This window comes from Bradyrhizobium sp. USDA 4532 (genome assembly GCF_024171315.1).
Lineage (GTDB): Bacteria > Pseudomonadota > Alphaproteobacteria > Rhizobiales > Xanthobacteraceae > Bradyrhizobium > Bradyrhizobium australafricanum.
In genome coordinates this window covers 1,308,231-1,322,760 of record NZ_JALJZN010000001.1, presented here as the reverse complement: position 1 = coordinate 1,322,760, position 14,530 = coordinate 1,308,231, and the positions used below count along the sequence as shown (strand labels likewise).

The following is a 14,530-nucleotide window of genomic DNA, read 5'->3' as shown; positions in this document are numbered from 1 at the left end:
CGGCCGCTCAGTTAAACCAGCCGGCTCTGCTTGGCTGCCGCCTCGATGAACGACGCGAAGAGGGGATGCGGTTCAAAGGGCCGCGATTTCAGCTCGGGATGGAACTGGACGCCGATGAACCAGGGATGGTCCTCGTACTCCACGATCTCCGGCAGTACGCCGTCGGGCGACATGCCGGAGAAGCGCAGGCCGTGCTGCTCGAGGCGGTCCTTGTAGGCGGTGTTGACCTCGTAGCGATGGCGGTGCCGCTCGGAGATCTCGGTCGCGCCGCCATAGACCTGCGAGACGCGGCTGCCGCGGTTGAGCGCCGCGGGATAGGCCCCGAGCCGCATCGTGCCGCCGAGATCGCCGCTCTGCGAGCGCTTCTCGAGCTCGTTGCCGCGCAGCCATTCGGTCATCAGGCCGACCAGCGGCTCCTTGGTCGGGCCGAACTCGGTCGAGTTGGCGTCCTCGATGCCGACCAGATTGCGCGCCGCCTCGATCACCGCCATCTGCATGCCGAAGCAGATGCCGAAATACGGCACGTCACGCTCGCGCGCGAACTGCGCCGCGCGGATCTTGCCCTCGGCGCCGCGCTGGCCGAAGCCGCCGGGCACCAGGATGCCGTTGACGTGCTCGAGGAACGGCGCCGGGTCCTCGTTCTCGAACACCTCGCTCTCGATCCAATCGAGATTGACCTTCACCTTGTTGGCGATGCCACCGTGCGACAGCGCCTCGATCAGCGATTTGTAGGCGTCCTTCATGCCGGTGTATTTGCCGACGATGGCGATCGTCACCGCACCTTCCGGATTGCGGACGCGTTCGTTGATGACGTGCCAGCTCTGCAGCGCCGGCGGAATCTTCGCGGTGATGCCGAACGCGGCCAGCACCTCGTCGTCGAGGCCGGCGGCGTGATAGGCCTCCGGCACGGCGTAGATGTTGTCGACGTCGCGCGCCTCGATCACGGCGCTCTCGCGCACGTTGCAGAACAGGCCGAGCTTGCGCCGCTCCTCCTTGGGAATCTCGCGGTCGGTGCGGCACAGCAGGATGTCCGGCTGGATGCCGATCGAGCGCAGCTCCTTCACCGAGTGCTGCGTCGGCTTTGTCTTGAGTTCGCCGGCACTTGGAATGTACGGCAGAAGCGTCAGGTGAATGTAGACCGCGTGATCGCGCGGCAGCTCGTTCTTGAGCTGGCGGATCGCCTCGAAGAATGGCAGGCCCTCGATGTCGCCGACGGTACCGCCGATCTCGACCAGCACGAAATCGAACTCGTCGTTACCCGACAGCACGAATTCCTTGATCGCATTGGTGACGTGCGGAACCACCTGGATAGTGGCGCCGAGATAATCGCCGCGGCGCTCCTTGGTGATGATGTCCTGGTAGATTCGCCCGGTCGTGATGTTGTCGGCCTTGGTGGCCGGACGACCGGTGAAGCGCTCGTAATGGCCGAGATCGAGATCGGTCTCGGCGCCGTCGTCGGTCACGAACACTTCGCCGTGCTGATACGGCGACATCGTTCCGGGATCGAGGTTGAGATAGGGATCGAGCTTGCGAAGGCGGACTTTGTAGCCCCTGGCCTGCAGCAGAGCGCCGAGCGCCGCTGAAGCCAGACCCTTGCCGAGCGAGGAGACCACGCCGCCGGTGATGAATATGTACCGCGCCATGGGACTTTACCTTTAATCCGACTCCGGCGATTCGCAAAACGAATCGGCTGTTCCCGGCAAACAATTCGCCGGGCTGTGGGTTGCATCAAATTGGAAGCGATTTCAGAGCATTGATGGGGGTTTCTGATGCAGGATACCAGCGGGGCATCCTGCATGGCCACCCCGCTTTATTGCGACCGTGGCGCCTGCGGGCCGCTCGGGGCCTGCTGCCCCTGCTGCTCGTCGGCCTTCTTCAGCGAATCGAGGATGCCGCCCGAGGTCGGCGCGTTCATCGGCGTGCCGCCGGCCGGCTGCGTCTGCGCCGGCGCGCCGGTGCCGACGATCGAGCTCGGCTTGCGGTCGTAGCCTGCGTACCAGGACAGGAACAGGCTGGTGATGAAGAAGCCCACCGCGAGGATCGCCGTAGTCCGCGTCAGCAAATTGGCGGTGCCGCGGCTCGACATGAAGCCGGCGCCGCCACCCATGCCAAGGCCACCGCCTTCGGATTTCTGCAACAGCACGGCGCCGATCATGACGGCGACAATCATGAGGTGGACAATGATAACGACAGTCTGCATCGCAAGCCTTCGTCACAAGCCGCCAAGCGGCCAGACAAACGGCGCTATCGGCTTTACGGTTTTCGTGAAGTCGCGCCCTGTTACACGATTGCACCGGGCATTGTCACCCCCGAGATAGTCGCACTGTCGACGATCACAAGCGGCGCCGATGGCGGCCCGGCCGGGCCTTGCCGGGAACCGGCAATTTCTACTATAGTAGACAAATGGATACTTTAGTAGAAGATCTGAGCCAACGCCTGGCGCAGCGGATCAGGCTCGAGCGCGATGGCCGGGGCTGGTCGCTGGCCGACCTCGCCGAACGCGCTGGCGTCTCGAAGGCCACGATCAGCAAGATCGAGCGCGCCGAGGTCAGCCCCACTGCGGTCGTGCTGGTGCGCCTCGCCTCGGCTTTCGATCTCACCCTGGCCGGCCTGATGTTGCGCGCCGAAGGCCAGGGCGAACGGCTGTCGCGAGCCGCCGCGCAACCGGCCTGGCGCGATCCGGAAACCGGCTATCTGCGCCGCCAGGTGTTCAGCCGTCCCGACCATCCGGTCGAACTGGTGCGGGTCGAGCTGCCGCCGAAGCAGACCGTGACCCTGCCCGCCTCCTCCTACGCGCATATCCGCCAACTGGTCTGGGTGCTCAGCGGCAGCCTCGTCATCACCGAAGGCGGCGCGCGCCATTTGCTCGCCGCCGGCGATTGCCTCGGTTTTGGCCCGCCGGCAGAGACGACATTCGCCAACGAGACCAACGCCTCCTGCACCTATGTGGTCGCCCTGGCCCGGAGCTGATGCATGCCGCAGTTTGCCATCAAGCCGCTCGAGGATGCGCCCGGGATTCGCAGCGCGCTCAGCGAGCTGCTGGTCGAGACCGTCGCCGGCGGCGGCTCGGTGAGCTTCATGCATCCGCTGTCGCCGGACGACGCCGATGCATTCTGGCAGGACTCGCTCGGCGCCGCCGCGCGCGGCGAGCGCATCGTGCTCGGCGCATTCACCGGCAATGATCTGATCGGCACCGTGACGCTTCTGCTCAACCTGCCGCCCAACCAGCCGCATCGGGCGGAAATTGCAAAGATGATGACACGCGTCGCCCATCGCCATCGCGGCGTCGCGACGGAATTGATGCGCACGGCCGAGCAGCTTGCGATCGCGCACGGCCGCACGCTGCTGGTGCTCGACACCGCCGCAGAGGATGGCGCTGCGCCACTCTATGAAAGACTGGGATTTCAGCTCACCGGCATCATCCCGGACTACGCGCTGAAGCCGCATGGCGGCCTCACCGGCACGATGATCTACTGGAAGCGGATCGGCGCGGCGGCGGCCTGAATCCGTAGCCAAGCAGAGATGCCGATGGCAACTGTCTGCGCAACACTGCCAATCCCGTCACCCTGAGGAGCGCCAACGGGTCCGCGCAAAGCGCGGCCCGATGACAGGCTCCGCGCGTCTCGAGGGGGCGACGGCCACCAGCTGGGCCGTCGATCCTTCGAGACGGCCGCGTTGCGGCCTCCTCAGAGCCTGACTGAAAAATGGGTGAGTGATCTCAGTGGGGTGTGATTCCATCGGATTTGCAAAGATTCGAGGGAGAGCACGATGCCCTGGACCAAGATCACTCGGGAGCAATATCGGCGGGACGATCTGCGTTATGCAAGCGATATGACCGATGCGGAGTGGGCGGTGATCAGACGCCTGTTGCCGCGAGCGAACCGGCGCGGCCGGCCGCGTAAGACGGAGCTGCGTCGTGTGATCGAAGCGATCCTCTATATCGTTTCGACCGGCTGCCAGTGGCGGGCGTTGCCGCAGGAGTTCCCGCCCTATTCGACGGTGCAGGGCTATTTTTATAGATGGCGGGATACAGGCCGGTGGCAGAGGATTGTCAGCGTGCTTGTCCGACGGGCGCGAAAAAAGCTTGGACGGACACCGAAGCCGACGGCAGCCGTGATCGACAGTCAAAGTGCGCCAACCACGCAAGCTGGCGGACCGCGCGGCTACGATGCAGGCAAGCGCATCTACGGCCGCAAGCGGCATATCGTGACGGATACCAATGGCCTCCTCCTTGGGGTTCATGTTCATCCGGCCAACGTTCAGGACTGCCATGGCGCCGTACCGCTGCTGAAGAACGTGCGGATGAACTTCCCCCGGCTGCGCCACGTCTTTGCCGACCGGATCTACCGCGGAAATCAACTCCTCGACGCGCTCTCAGACTGCGGTCCATGGACTGTCGAGATCGTCGAGCGGCCTCAAGGCGTCAAAGGCTTCCAGCTTCTGCCGAGGCGGTGGGTGGTTGAACGCACATTCGCTTGGTTCGGCAGATGCCGCCGCCTCGCCAAGGACTTCGAGGCGACGGCGGCAACCGAAGCTGCCTGGCTGCTGATTGCACACATCAGGCTCCTGACCCGCAGACTCGCGGCTGCAGCTAAGGTTGGGTGATTTATGAGTCAGACTCTCAGGATGACGGTGTGAGAGCTCGGTGCGAAAGGGGCAGCCCTAACACCCCGCAGCGATCGCCAAAAAGTCCGACGCCTTCAGGCTGGCGCCGCCGACCAGGGCGCCGTTGACATTGGCGACGGCCATCAGTTCGGCCGCGTTCGACGGCTTGACCGAGCCGCCGTAGAGGATCCTGATCCTGTTTCCCTCGCCCTTGAAGCGATCGGTGAGCTGACCTCGGATAAACCTGTGAACTTCCTCGACATCCTTGGCGGTCGGGGTCAGGCCGGTGCCGATCGCCCAGACCGGCTCATAGGCCACCACCAGATTGGCCGCGGTAGAGCCGTCGGGCAGCGAGCCCGCAAGCTGGGTGCCGCAGACATCGAGCGTCTTGCCGGCGTCGCGCTGCTCGCGTGTCTCGCCGATGCAGACGATCGCGGTCAGCCCGGCGCGCCACACGGCCTCCGCCTTCTGCCGAATCAAGGCATCGGTCTCGCCGTGGTCGGCGCGCCGCTCGGAATGGCCGACGATGATCGCGACCGCGCCGAGATCTTTGAACATCTCCGCCGAGAGATCGCCGGTGTGGGCGCCCGATGCCTTGGGATGGCAATCCTGGGCGCCGACCGCGACCTTCGAGCCGCGCGCCTTGTCAGCGAACGCCCCGACCAATGTCGCGGGCGGACAGACCAGGAGATCAGCCTTCCCGGCGACATCGCCGGCGCCCGCCAGCATCGCGTCGAACTCGGCAAAAGAGGATTTCAGGCCGTTCATTTTCCAGTTGCCGGCGATCAGCGGCCGGATGGCGTCGGTCATGTCGGATTTCCCATCATTCAAGCGTGTCCCTGCGCTACCAGAGCCGGGCGGCGACTTCCAGAGCTCGGCTTCGCGCACACCGTGCGACGCTTCCGCCCGCGCGGCCAAGGTTGCGGGGGCGCTTCGGCCACTTTATGATGGGTTTTCAACCCGGTGACGCCCTGCTGCGGGACAAAAGCCTCGACTTTCGGCTCCCCATTGGGCACGACCCGGTTCCCCTCCTGTAAAACAAGTTGGACCCATGCTTCGAGGAATGCGGAAAGCCTCATCAAACTGGCTCGGCAAGACGATTATGGCCGTGGTGATGGGCGTTTTGATCGTCAGTTTCGGAATTTGGGGCATTGCCGACATTTTCAAGGGGTTTGGCCAGTCGACCTTCGCCAAGGTGGGCGGGACCGAGATTTCGGCCGAGCAGTTCCGCCAGATCTATACCGACCGCCTGCAGCAGCTTGGCCGTCAGTTCGGCCGCCCGCTGACGCCGGACCAGGCGCGCGCCTTCGGCATCGACCGCCAGGTGCTGCAGCAGACGCTTGCGGAAGCCGCAATGGACGAGGAAGCGCGCCGCATGGGCCTCAACGTGTCCGACGCCGAGGTGCTGCGCGCGATCTACAACGATCCGAACTTCAAGGGCCTCAACAACCAGTTCGACCCGCAGCGCTTCCAGGCCGTGATCCGCAACTATGGCTATACCGAAGGTCGCTACATCGCCGAGCAGCGCCGCGTTGGCCTCAGGCGCCAGATCGCCGGCACCATCTCGTCCGGGATCGAGCCGTCGAAATCGCTGGTCGAGGCGCTGACCCGGTTCCAGAACGAGCAGCGTTCGATCGACTATATCACGCTCGGCGCAGCGCAGGCCGGAACCATCGATCCGCCCTCGCCCGAGGCGCTCGCCGCCTATTTCGAGGACCACAAGGCCCAGTTCCGCGCGCCCGAATACCGCAAGATCTCCTTCGTCGCCATCACGCCCGAGGAAATCGGCAAGTGGGAAACGGTGTCGGACGAGGACGCCAGGAAGATCTTCGAGGAGCGCAAGGACCGGCTCAGCACGCCGGAGAAGCGCGAGGTCTCGCAGATCGTGTTTCCGGACGCTGGCGAGGCGCAGGCCGCGCGCGGGCGGATCGCGTCGGGCACGTCGTTCGACGACATCGCCAAGGAGCGCAACCTCAATCTGGCCGACGTGAATCTCGGCCTGGTCGCGAAGTCGGCGATCCTCGATCCGGCCGTCGCCGATGCCGCCTTCTCCCTGGCCGCCGGCGAAGTCAGCCAGCCGGTGCAGGGCCGCTTCGGCGTCGCGCTGGTCAAGGTCGGCAAGGTCGAGCCCGGCGTGACCCCGAGCTATGAGAGCCTCGCCCAGCAGGTGAAGAACGAGATCGCCTCTGAGCGCGCCCGCACCAAGGTCGCTGACCTGCGCGACAAGATGGAAGACGAGCGCGGCGGCGGCGCCAGCGTCGTCGAAGCCGCGCAGAAGCTGAAGCTGACGCCCGTCACCATCGACGCGGTCGATCGCTCCGGACGGCTGCCGAACGGCCAGGTCGCGACCAACATCCCGCGCGGCCTCGACGTGGTGTCGCAGGCCTTCAACAGCGACGTTGGCGTCGACAACGACCCGATCCAGTTCAACGGCGGCTATGTCTGGTACGACGTGCTCGGCATCACGCCGTCGCGCGAGCGCAGCCTCGACGAGGTTCGCGATCAGGTCGAGGCCAAGTGGCGCGAAGACCAGATCTCCACCAAGCTGCGCGCCAAGGCGACCGAGATCGTCCAGAAGCTCGACAGCGGCGCCAAGCTCGCCGACGAAGCCGCCGCTGCCGGCGTCAAGGTCGAAACCGCGGCGAATTTGAACCGCGAGGCCTCGCTGCCTGCCGTGCCGGCCGGCGTGATTGCGGCGGCATTCCGGACCGCCAAGGACGGCGACGGAGAGACCTCCGTCGCCGGCGGCAGCCAGTGGGTGGTCTTCCGCGTCACCAACGTGACGGTGCCGCCGGTCGACTTCGCGTCCGACGCGGCCAAGCAGCTCACCGAGGCGCTGCGGCGGTCGCTGAGCGACGAGCAGGTCGCGCAATATGTCACGAAGATCGAGTCCGATATCGGTGTGACCATCAACCAGGCAGCCTTCGCACAGGTGACAGGCGCAAATAATTGAGCATGATCGGGACAGCGCGACGACGCGCTGCGCGGCGATCAAGCTCCAACAACAGACCCTGAGCCAGCGAATGGACGACCTGAAATCGATCATCGGAAAAGTCGCCACCGGCGCTACGCTGACGCGTGAAGAGGCGGCGTCCGCCTTCGACAGCATGATGTCGGGCGAAGCCACGCCCTCGCAGATGGGCGGGCTATTGATGGCACTGCGGGTGCGCGGCGAGACCGTCGAGGAGATCACCGGCGCCGTCACGGCGATGCGCGGCAAGATGCTGCCGGTCACGGCGCCGGCGGAGGCCGTCGACATCGTCGGCACCGGCGGCGACGGCTCCGGCTCGGTCAACGTCTCGACCTGCGCGGCCTTCATCGTGGCCGGCGCCGGCGTGCCCGTGGCGAAGCACGGCAACCGCGCATTGTCGTCGCGCTCGGGCGCCGCCGACGTGCTGGCCTCGCTCGGCGTCAAGCTCGATTTGACGCCCGAACAGGTCGGGCGCTGCGTCAAGGAAGCCGGCATCGGCTTCATGTTCGCGCCCGCGCATCATCCGGCGATGAAGAATGTCGGTCCGACCCGGGTCGAACTCGCCACCCGCACCATCTTCAACCTGCTCGGCCCGCTATCGAATCCCGCCGGCGTCAAGCGGCAGATGGTCGGCGTGTTCTCGCGGCAATGGGTGCAGCCGCTGGCGCAGGTGCTGAAGAACCTCGGCTCCGACAAGGTCTGGGTCGTGCACGGCTCCGATGGCCTCGACGAGATCACCCTCACCGGCCCGACCTTCGTTGCGACGCTCGAGAACGGCGAGATCACGACATCAGAGGTCACGCCCGAGGATGCCGGCCTTGGCCGCGTCGGCGGCGAGGCGCTGAAGGGCGGTGACGCCGATGCCAACGCGATCGCGCTCTCCAGCGTGCTGCAGGGCAAGCCGAGCGCCTATCGCGACGTCGCCCTGCTCAACGCCGCCGCCGCGCTGATCGTGGCCGGCCGCGCCAAGGACCTCAAGGAAGGCGTCGCGATCGGTGCCCAGTCGCTCGACAGCGGCGCTGCCGCCGCGCGGCTGAAGCATCTGGTCGCGGTTTCGAACGGCTGAGAGCGCGAAACATGTCCGATATCCTGACCAAGATCGAGGCTTACAAGCGCGAGGAGATATCAGCCGCGAAGCGCGCCCATCCGCTCGCCGAGGTCGAGGCGCAGGCCAGATCGGCCTCGGCCCCGCGCGGCTTCGTCCGCGCCCTCAAGGACAAGCATGCGCGCGGCGACTACGCGCTGATCGCGGAAGTGAAGAAGGCCTCGCCCTCGAAGGGCTTGATCCGGGCCGACTTCGATCCGCCCGTGCTCGCAAAGGCCTACGAGGCCGGCGGCGCGGCGTGCCTGTCGGTGCTGACCGACGCGCCCTCGTTCCAGGGCCATCTCGACTTCATGGTTGCGGCCCGCGCGGCGACCAGCCTGCCGGTGCTGCGCAAGGATTTCATGTTCGACACCTACCAGGTGGCGGAGGCGCGCGCCCATGGCGCCGACTGCATCCTGATCATCATGGCCGCGCTCGACGACGCGGCGGCTAGGGAGATCGAGGACGCCGCGCTCGGCTACGGCATGGACGTACTGGTCGAGATTCACGACCGCACCGAGCTTGACCGTGCCTTGAAACTTCGCTCGCCGATGATCGGCGTCAACAACCGCAATCTGCGCACCTTCGAGACCACGCTCGCGACCAGCGAGGCGCTGGCACCGCTGATCCCGCCCGACCGCCTGATGGTCGGCGAGAGCGGCATCTTCACGCCTGGCGATCTCGCCCGGCTCGAACGGGTCGGGATGTCGACCTTCCTGGTCGGTGAAAGCCTGATGCGCCAGCAGGACGTCACCGCGGCGACCCGCGCCTTGCTGACGCGGCAGGCCGCCCCGCGCGCCACCGCAACGCGCTGACGCAATGGCGCGGAACAGCAAGGGCAAGACCAAGGCCGAGCCTTCCGGCTCCGGCACCGCCCTCACCCATATCGACGCCAAGGGCGAGGCTCGGATGGTCGACGTCTCGGCCAAGCCCGCGACCGAGCGGACCGCGGTCGCCGAAGGCCGCGTCGTGATGAGCAAGGCGACGCTGGCGCTGATCGAAACCGGCCAGGCCAAGAAGGGCGACGTGCTGGCGACGGCGCGGATCGCCGGCATCATGGCGGCGAAGCGGACCTCGGAATTGATCCCGCTCTGCCATCCGCTGGCGCTGACCAAGGTCACGATCGACATCACACCCGACCGCAAGCTGCCCGGCTGCATCGTCCGCGCCAGCGTCAAGGTGACGGGGCCGACCGGCGTCGAGATGGAGGCGCTGACCGCAGTCTCGGTCGCATGCCTGACGATCTACGACATGGTCAAGGCGGTCGACCGCGGCATCCGCATCGAGGGCATCCACCTCGTCGAGAAGATCGGCGGCAAATCGGGGCACTATCGCGCCGGCGCGTGATCGCCGGTACGCACGCGACGGCCTGTCGCCAATGCCCGCAAGGTTTCATTAACCAATCTCGCTAACCCGCGCTCCATTTCGATTGGATACGACTTTCGCGGGCCGGGGGTGCACGAGACCTACTTCCGGGTGAAACACCTGGAAGCGATTGCGGCAAATGACTCCAAACGGCGGCGCCACGTTCAACATCAAATCGGTGATCGGCAGCGGTCCGATCCGCTGGCTGATCCTTGGCGGCGCCGTGCTGATGGCCGCGATCGCGATCGGCGCTACGCTGATGGCGGAGAATTTCCGCGATCGCGCCCTGCACAACAGCGAGCGTGAGCTCGAGAACACCGTACTGCTGCTGGCGCGGCATTTCGACCAGCAGCTCGACGATCTCGAAGTCGTCCAGCGCGACCTGATCACGTTCATGCGCGACAATGCAATCGCGACGCCGGAGAACTACAGGCGCCGGATGTCGGCCGCCGACATCCATGCGATGCTCAAATCCAAGATGGACGCGCTGTCCAATGTCGGCAGCCTCAACGTGTTCGACGCCGACGGCGTTCTGATCAACAGCTCGGGCGCCTGGCCGCTGCCGCAGGCAAGCATTGCCGACCGCCCCTACTTCCAGATCTTCAAGTCGAGCCCCTATTCGCCCGACATGCAGGTCGCGCCGGTGGTGAGCCGCATCACCGGAAACTGGACCACCGTTATCGTCCGCAAGGTCACCGGTCCGCACGGCGAATTCCTCGGCGTGGTCGGCCGCGGCATCGAGCCGGCGGCCTTCGAGAAGTTCTTCTCCACCGTGGCGCTCGGCGACGGCGCCGCGATCTCGATGCATCATCGCGACGGCACGCTGCTGGCACGCTATCCCCATGTCGAAGAGCTGATCGGGAGGAATTTCCGCAACGGTCCGGTCAATCAGCAGCAGGTTTTCGAGCTGCCGCAGAGCACGACGCGGCTCGCCAGCCCGGTCGACGGCAAGGACCGCCTGGTGTCGTCGCGGGCACTGACCAAATTCCCGATCGTCGTCGTCGCGACGAGCACCACCGAGGCGGCGCTCGCCAACTGGCGCGAGCAGATCGGCATCCTGATCGCGGTGACCAGCATCTCGGTGCTGGCGATCGCGATCCTGCTGACGCTGGTGGTGCGCAAGCTGGTGCAGCAGCATCGCGCCCAGCAGCAGCGCCTGACGCTGGAGAAGCTGCGGCTCGACACCGCCGTCAACAACATGACGCAGGGCCTGTTGCTGTTCGACGCCGCGCAGTGCCTGGTGATCTGCAACAGGCGCTATATCGAGATGTACGGGTTGTCGGCCGACATCATCAAGCCCGGCTGCAGCTTCCGCGACGTCATCGTGCATCGTCACCGGACCGGCTCGTTCCAGGGCGACGTCGAGCGCTACGTCAATCTCGTGCTGCGCGACGTCGGCATCCGCAACACCATGGTGATCACGACGCCCGACGGGCGCTCGATCCAGGTCGTCAACGAGCCGCTGGCCGACGGCGGCTGGCTTGCGACCCATGAGGACGTCACCGAGCGCCGCCGCGCCGAGGAGCGCATCACGCATCTCGCCCACTACGATGCGCTCACCGACCTGCCGAACCGCGCGCTGTTCCACGAGGAGATCAGGCGCGAGCTGCCGCATGTCACGCCCGACAGCCAGCTTGCGGTGCTCTATATCGACATCGACGAATTCAAGGGCGTCAACGACTCGCTCGGCCACATGGTCGGCGACGAGCTTCTCAAGTCCGTGGCGCGGACGCTGAGCGGCGTGATCGGCGACGGCGATTTCGTCGCTCGCCTCGGCGGCGACGAGTTCGCGATCGTGCAGACCGGGGTGAAGAGCGAGGCCGAGGTCGCCGACCTCGTCGCGCGCATCTACGAGGTGATCCGCGCGCCCTATCAATGCCTCGGCCACCAGGTCACGACCGACGCCAGCATCGGCATCGCACTGGCGCCGAAGGACGGCACCGATCTCGACCAGATCATGAAGAACGCCGATCTTGCGATGTATGCGGCGAAGTCGGCCGGCCGGCGCGTCTTCCGCTTCTTCGAGCCGGCGATGGATGCCGACGCCCGCGCCCGCCGCGAGCTCGAGATGGAGTTGCGGCAGACGATCGCCGCAGGCAGCGGGCTCGAAGTGCATTACCAGCCCTGCGTCGACCTGCGCAGCAACGAGATCACCGGCTGCGAGGCGCTGGTGCGCTGGCGTCATCCACAGCGCGGCATGATCTCGCCGGCCGAATTCGTGCCGATTGCGGAAGAGACCGGCCTGATCAACCAGCTCGGCGAGTGGGTGCTGATGACGGCCTGCAAGGAAGCCGTGAACTGGCCCGACCACGTCAGGCTCGCCGTCAACGTCTCGCCGGTGCAGTTCCGCAGCGGCACGCTGGCGCTCAAGGTGATCGCGGCGCTTGCATCGTCGGGGCTGTCAGCGAGCCGGCTCGAGCTCGAGATCACCGAGGCGGTGCTGATCCGCGACGACGAGAGCGCGTTGGCCGCGCTGCACCAGCTGCGCGCCATCGGGATCAGGATCGCGCTCGACGATTTCGGCACCGGCTATTCGTCGCTGAGCTACCTGAAGCGATTCCCGTTCGACAAGATCAAGATCGACCGCTGCTTCGTCACCGACATCGCCGATCCGCAAGGCTCGGCCGGCATCGTCGAGGCCGTCGTCAACATCGCCGCCGAGCGCAGCATGACGACGACGGCGGAAGGCGTCGAGACCGCGCAGCAGCAGCAATTGCTGCGCGAGCTCGGCTGCTCGGAAATGCAGGGCTATCTGTTCAGCCCGCCAAAGCCCGCCGCCCAGATCCGCGAGCTGCTGGCCGGGCATCGCCGCGGCCCCGCCGCGGGCGCGAGCACGGCGCGGCGACGCAAGCCGGTCGGCGCGGCGTAAGGCTGCTCGGAAGTCGGAGCCCGAGGGGCGCGCCCGCACGATTTCGGAATTTTGGAAATATACCCTGTAATTGCCCGACGTGTCAAATTGCCTGGTCGAGCGCCAGCCCCCACCGGCTCCTTTGCATGGGGTTGTTTTCGATATTTTGGCAGCTGCGTAGCCCGGATGGAGCCATCCGGGCTACAGGTTCTAGTTCGGCACCGGCCGCTTCTGCGCGGCCTTGGTGTCGGCGTTCTTGGCATCGGCGTTGACGGTGACGCCGCGCAGCTGGTTGAACGCCGCGGCCAGCGCCTTGTCGTTCTTCTCGTCCGGCGGGACGTAGGATTGCGAGCCGGTCTGCTCGGCGCCCTCGGCGGAGAGATGGCCGCGCATCGAGGCCTCGCCCTTGATCTCCGAGCGGGTCTTGAATTCGTCCGGCACGTCCTGCAGCACCTCGATGTCGGGCTTGATGCCGAGTGCCTGGATCGAATGGCCCGACGGCGTGAAATAGCGCGCCGTGGTCAGCGCCAGCGCGCCATTGCCGGTGCCGAGCGGAATGATGGTCTGCACCGAGCCCTTGCCGAACGAGCGGGTGCCGATCAGGGTCGCGCGCTTGTGGTCATGCAGCGCGCCGGCGACGATCTCGGAGGCCGAGGCCGAACCGCCGTTGATCAAGACGACGAGCGGCTTGCCCTTGGTCATGTCGCCGCCATGCGCGGTGAAGCGCTGGGTTTCCTCGGGATTGCGGCCGCGGGTCGAGACCACCTCGCCGCGCTGCATCAAGGTCGAGGTCACCGAGACCGCCTGGTCGAGCAGGCCGCCGGGATTGTTGCGGAGGTCGACGATGTAGCCTGTGAGCTTGTCCTGCGGGATCTGCTTCTGGATATCGCCGATCGCCTTGCGCAGACCCTCGGTGGTCTGCTCGTTGAACGAGGTGATCCTGATATAGCCGATGTCGCCGCCCTCGACGTGATACTTCACCGGGCGGACGCGGATGATCTCGCGCATAATCGAGACCTCGATCGGCTTGTCGGCATCCTTGCGGATGATCTTCAGCCGGATCGAGCTGTTGGGCGCGCCCTTCATCTTGTTGACGGCCTGGTCGAGCGTCATGCCCTGGATCTGGTCGTCGTCGATCGACGTGATCACGTCGCCCGACATGATGCCGGCGCGCGAGGCCGGCGTGTCGTCGATCGGCGCCACCACCTTGACGAAGCCGTCCTCCATGGTGACCTCGATGCCGAGCCCGCCGAACTCGCCATGCGTGGTCTCCTGCATCTCCGCCCAGCCCTTCTCGTTCATGTAGCGGGAGTGCGGATCGAGCGAGGAGATCATGCCGTTGATCGCGCCCTCGACGAGCTTGGCGTCCTCGGGCTTCTCGACGTAGTCGGTCTTGACCTTCTCGAACACCTCGCCGAACAGATTGAGCTGCGAATAGGTGTTGCTGTTGTCGGAATGCGCGGCGGCGTTGGCGACGGCGAACAGATGCGCGCCCTGCGGCGAGGCCACGAGCAGGGTGAGACACGCGCCCGCGACCGTCCCGAGCAAGAAGCCAACATGTTTGCGCATTATCCGTGATCCCTTCGCTAACGGCCGGCAACGTTTCGCAACATTCGGCCCCACCCCGACGCGGGGCACCACACAACGGCTTTTTGGT

General features: G+C 65.9%; 12 protein-coding genes. 8 read left to right on the top strand and 4 right to left on the bottom strand.

Annotated features, from left to right (window positions below):
* Window positions 1-11: 11 nt before the first annotated feature.
* Both J2R76_RS06400 and secG read right to left on the bottom strand, forming a co-directional pair.
* Window positions 12-1,643: a CTP synthase gene (locus J2R76_RS06400; protein ID WP_057016524.1), complete on the bottom strand. Its 1,632-nt coding sequence runs from the start codon at window positions 1,641-1,643 to the stop codon at window positions 12-14.
* A gap of 167 nt (window positions 1,644-1,810) precedes the next feature.
* Complete coding sequence (gene secG / locus J2R76_RS06395; RefSeq protein WP_028334048.1) at window positions 1,811-2,200, bottom strand: preprotein translocase subunit SecG; 390 nt, start codon at window positions 2,198-2,200, stop codon at window positions 1,811-1,813.
* 203 nt (window positions 2,201-2,403) lie between these two features.
* On the opposite strand from secG, the gene J2R76_RS06390 reads away from it, so the two are divergent.
* The 3 genes from J2R76_RS06390 to J2R76_RS06380 all read left to right on the top strand — a co-directional run bounded on the left by J2R76_RS06390 (window position 2,404) and on the right by J2R76_RS06380 (window position 4,605).
* The gene (locus J2R76_RS06390) at window positions 2,404-2,970 is read left to right on the top strand and encodes an XRE family transcriptional regulator (protein ID WP_168855955.1); all 567 of its coding nucleotides are present in this window, start codon (window positions 2,404-2,406) and stop codon (window positions 2,968-2,970) included.
* 3 nt (window positions 2,971-2,973) lie between these two features.
* Window positions 2,974-3,504 (top strand): N-acetyltransferase, encoded by a 531-nt coding sequence (locus J2R76_RS06385; RefSeq protein ID WP_168855867.1) that lies wholly within the window; start codon window positions 2,974-2,976, stop codon window positions 3,502-3,504.
* Window positions 3,505-3,768: 264 nt separating this feature from the next.
* Complete coding sequence (locus J2R76_RS06380) at window positions 3,769-4,605, top strand: IS5 family transposase (protein WP_253587672.1); 837 nt, start codon at window positions 3,769-3,771, stop codon at window positions 4,603-4,605.
* A gap of 57 nt (window positions 4,606-4,662) precedes the next feature.
* On the opposite strand, the gene tpiA is transcribed toward J2R76_RS06380, so the two are convergent.
* Window positions 4,663-5,415 carry a triose-phosphate isomerase gene (gene tpiA / locus J2R76_RS06375; RefSeq protein ID WP_168855868.1) on the bottom strand — a complete coding sequence of 251 codons (753 nt, stop codon included), beginning with the start codon at window positions 5,413-5,415 and terminating at the stop codon, window positions 4,663-4,665.
* Window positions 5,416-5,656: 241 nt separating this feature from the next.
* Between tpiA and J2R76_RS06370 the strand changes: the two genes are divergently transcribed.
* From J2R76_RS06370 to J2R76_RS06350, 5 genes are all read left to right on the top strand, one after another.
* Window positions 5,657-7,558 carry a peptidylprolyl isomerase gene (locus tag J2R76_RS06370; RefSeq protein ID WP_253623840.1) on the top strand — a complete coding sequence of 634 codons (1,902 nt, stop codon included), beginning with the start codon at window positions 5,657-5,659 and terminating at the stop codon, window positions 7,556-7,558.
* A gap of 70 nt (window positions 7,559-7,628) precedes the next feature.
* Window positions 7,629-8,642 carry an anthranilate phosphoribosyltransferase gene (gene trpD / locus J2R76_RS06365; RefSeq protein WP_057016518.1) on the top strand — a complete coding sequence of 338 codons (1,014 nt, stop codon included), beginning with the start codon at window positions 7,629-7,631 and terminating at the stop codon, window positions 8,640-8,642.
* Window positions 8,643-8,653: 11 nt separating this feature from the next.
* Complete coding sequence (trpC, locus tag J2R76_RS06360; RefSeq protein WP_168855870.1) at window positions 8,654-9,475, top strand: indole-3-glycerol phosphate synthase TrpC; 822 nt, start codon at window positions 8,654-8,656, stop codon at window positions 9,473-9,475.
* A 4-nt stretch (window positions 9,476-9,479) separates the two neighbouring features.
* A complete protein-coding gene (gene moaC / locus J2R76_RS06355) occupies window positions 9,480-10,007 on the top strand; it encodes a cyclic pyranopterin monophosphate synthase MoaC (protein WP_050384518.1) in 528 nt (175 codons plus the stop codon).
* 157 nt (window positions 10,008-10,164) lie between these two features.
* A complete protein-coding gene (locus tag J2R76_RS06350) occupies window positions 10,165-12,894 on the top strand; it encodes an EAL domain-containing protein (protein WP_168855872.1) in 2,730 nt (909 codons plus the stop codon).
* Window positions 12,895-13,083: 189 nt separating this feature from the next.
* Here J2R76_RS06350 and J2R76_RS06345 read toward each other — a convergent pair whose 3' ends face one another.
* Window positions 13,084-14,442 carry a S41 family peptidase gene (locus tag J2R76_RS06345; protein WP_253623839.1) on the bottom strand — a complete coding sequence of 453 codons (1,359 nt, stop codon included), beginning with the start codon at window positions 14,440-14,442 and terminating at the stop codon, window positions 13,084-13,086.
* Between the last annotated feature and the right edge of the window lie 88 nt (window positions 14,443-14,530).

What these genes read in the sequence shown, in the direction of transcription:
- J2R76_RS06400 (WP_057016524.1), bottom strand. Translation starts at nt 1,643, where the DNA reads ATGGCGCGGTACATATTCATCACCGGCGGCGTGGTCTCCTCGCTCGGC.
- secG (WP_028334048.1), bottom strand. Translation starts at nt 2,200, where the DNA reads ATGCAGACTGTCGTTATCATTGTCCACCTCATGATTGTCGCCGTCATG.
- J2R76_RS06390 (WP_168855955.1), top strand. Translation starts at nt 2,404, where the DNA reads ATGGATACTTTAGTAGAAGATCTGAGCCAACGCCTGGCGCAGCGGATC.
- J2R76_RS06385 (WP_168855867.1), top strand. Translation starts at nt 2,974, where the DNA reads ATGCCGCAGTTTGCCATCAAGCCGCTCGAGGATGCGCCCGGGATTCGC.
- J2R76_RS06380 (WP_253587672.1), top strand. Translation starts at nt 3,769, where the DNA reads ATGCCCTGGACCAAGATCACTCGGGAGCAATATCGGCGGGACGATCTG.
- tpiA (WP_168855868.1), bottom strand. Translation starts at nt 5,415, where the DNA reads ATGACCGACGCCATCCGGCCGCTGATCGCCGGCAACTGGAAAATGAAC.
- J2R76_RS06370 (WP_253623840.1), top strand. Translation starts at nt 5,657, where the DNA reads ATGCTTCGAGGAATGCGGAAAGCCTCATCAAACTGGCTCGGCAAGACG.
- trpD (WP_057016518.1), top strand. Translation starts at nt 7,629, where the DNA reads ATGGACGACCTGAAATCGATCATCGGAAAAGTCGCCACCGGCGCTACG.
- trpC (WP_168855870.1), top strand. Translation starts at nt 8,654, where the DNA reads ATGTCCGATATCCTGACCAAGATCGAGGCTTACAAGCGCGAGGAGATA.
- moaC (WP_050384518.1), top strand. Translation starts at nt 9,480, where the DNA reads ATGGCGCGGAACAGCAAGGGCAAGACCAAGGCCGAGCCTTCCGGCTCC.
- J2R76_RS06350 (WP_168855872.1), top strand. Translation starts at nt 10,165, where the DNA reads ATGACTCCAAACGGCGGCGCCACGTTCAACATCAAATCGGTGATCGGC.
- J2R76_RS06345 (WP_253623839.1), bottom strand. Translation starts at nt 14,442, where the DNA reads ATGCGCAAACATGTTGGCTTCTTGCTCGGGACGGTCGCGGGCGCGTGT.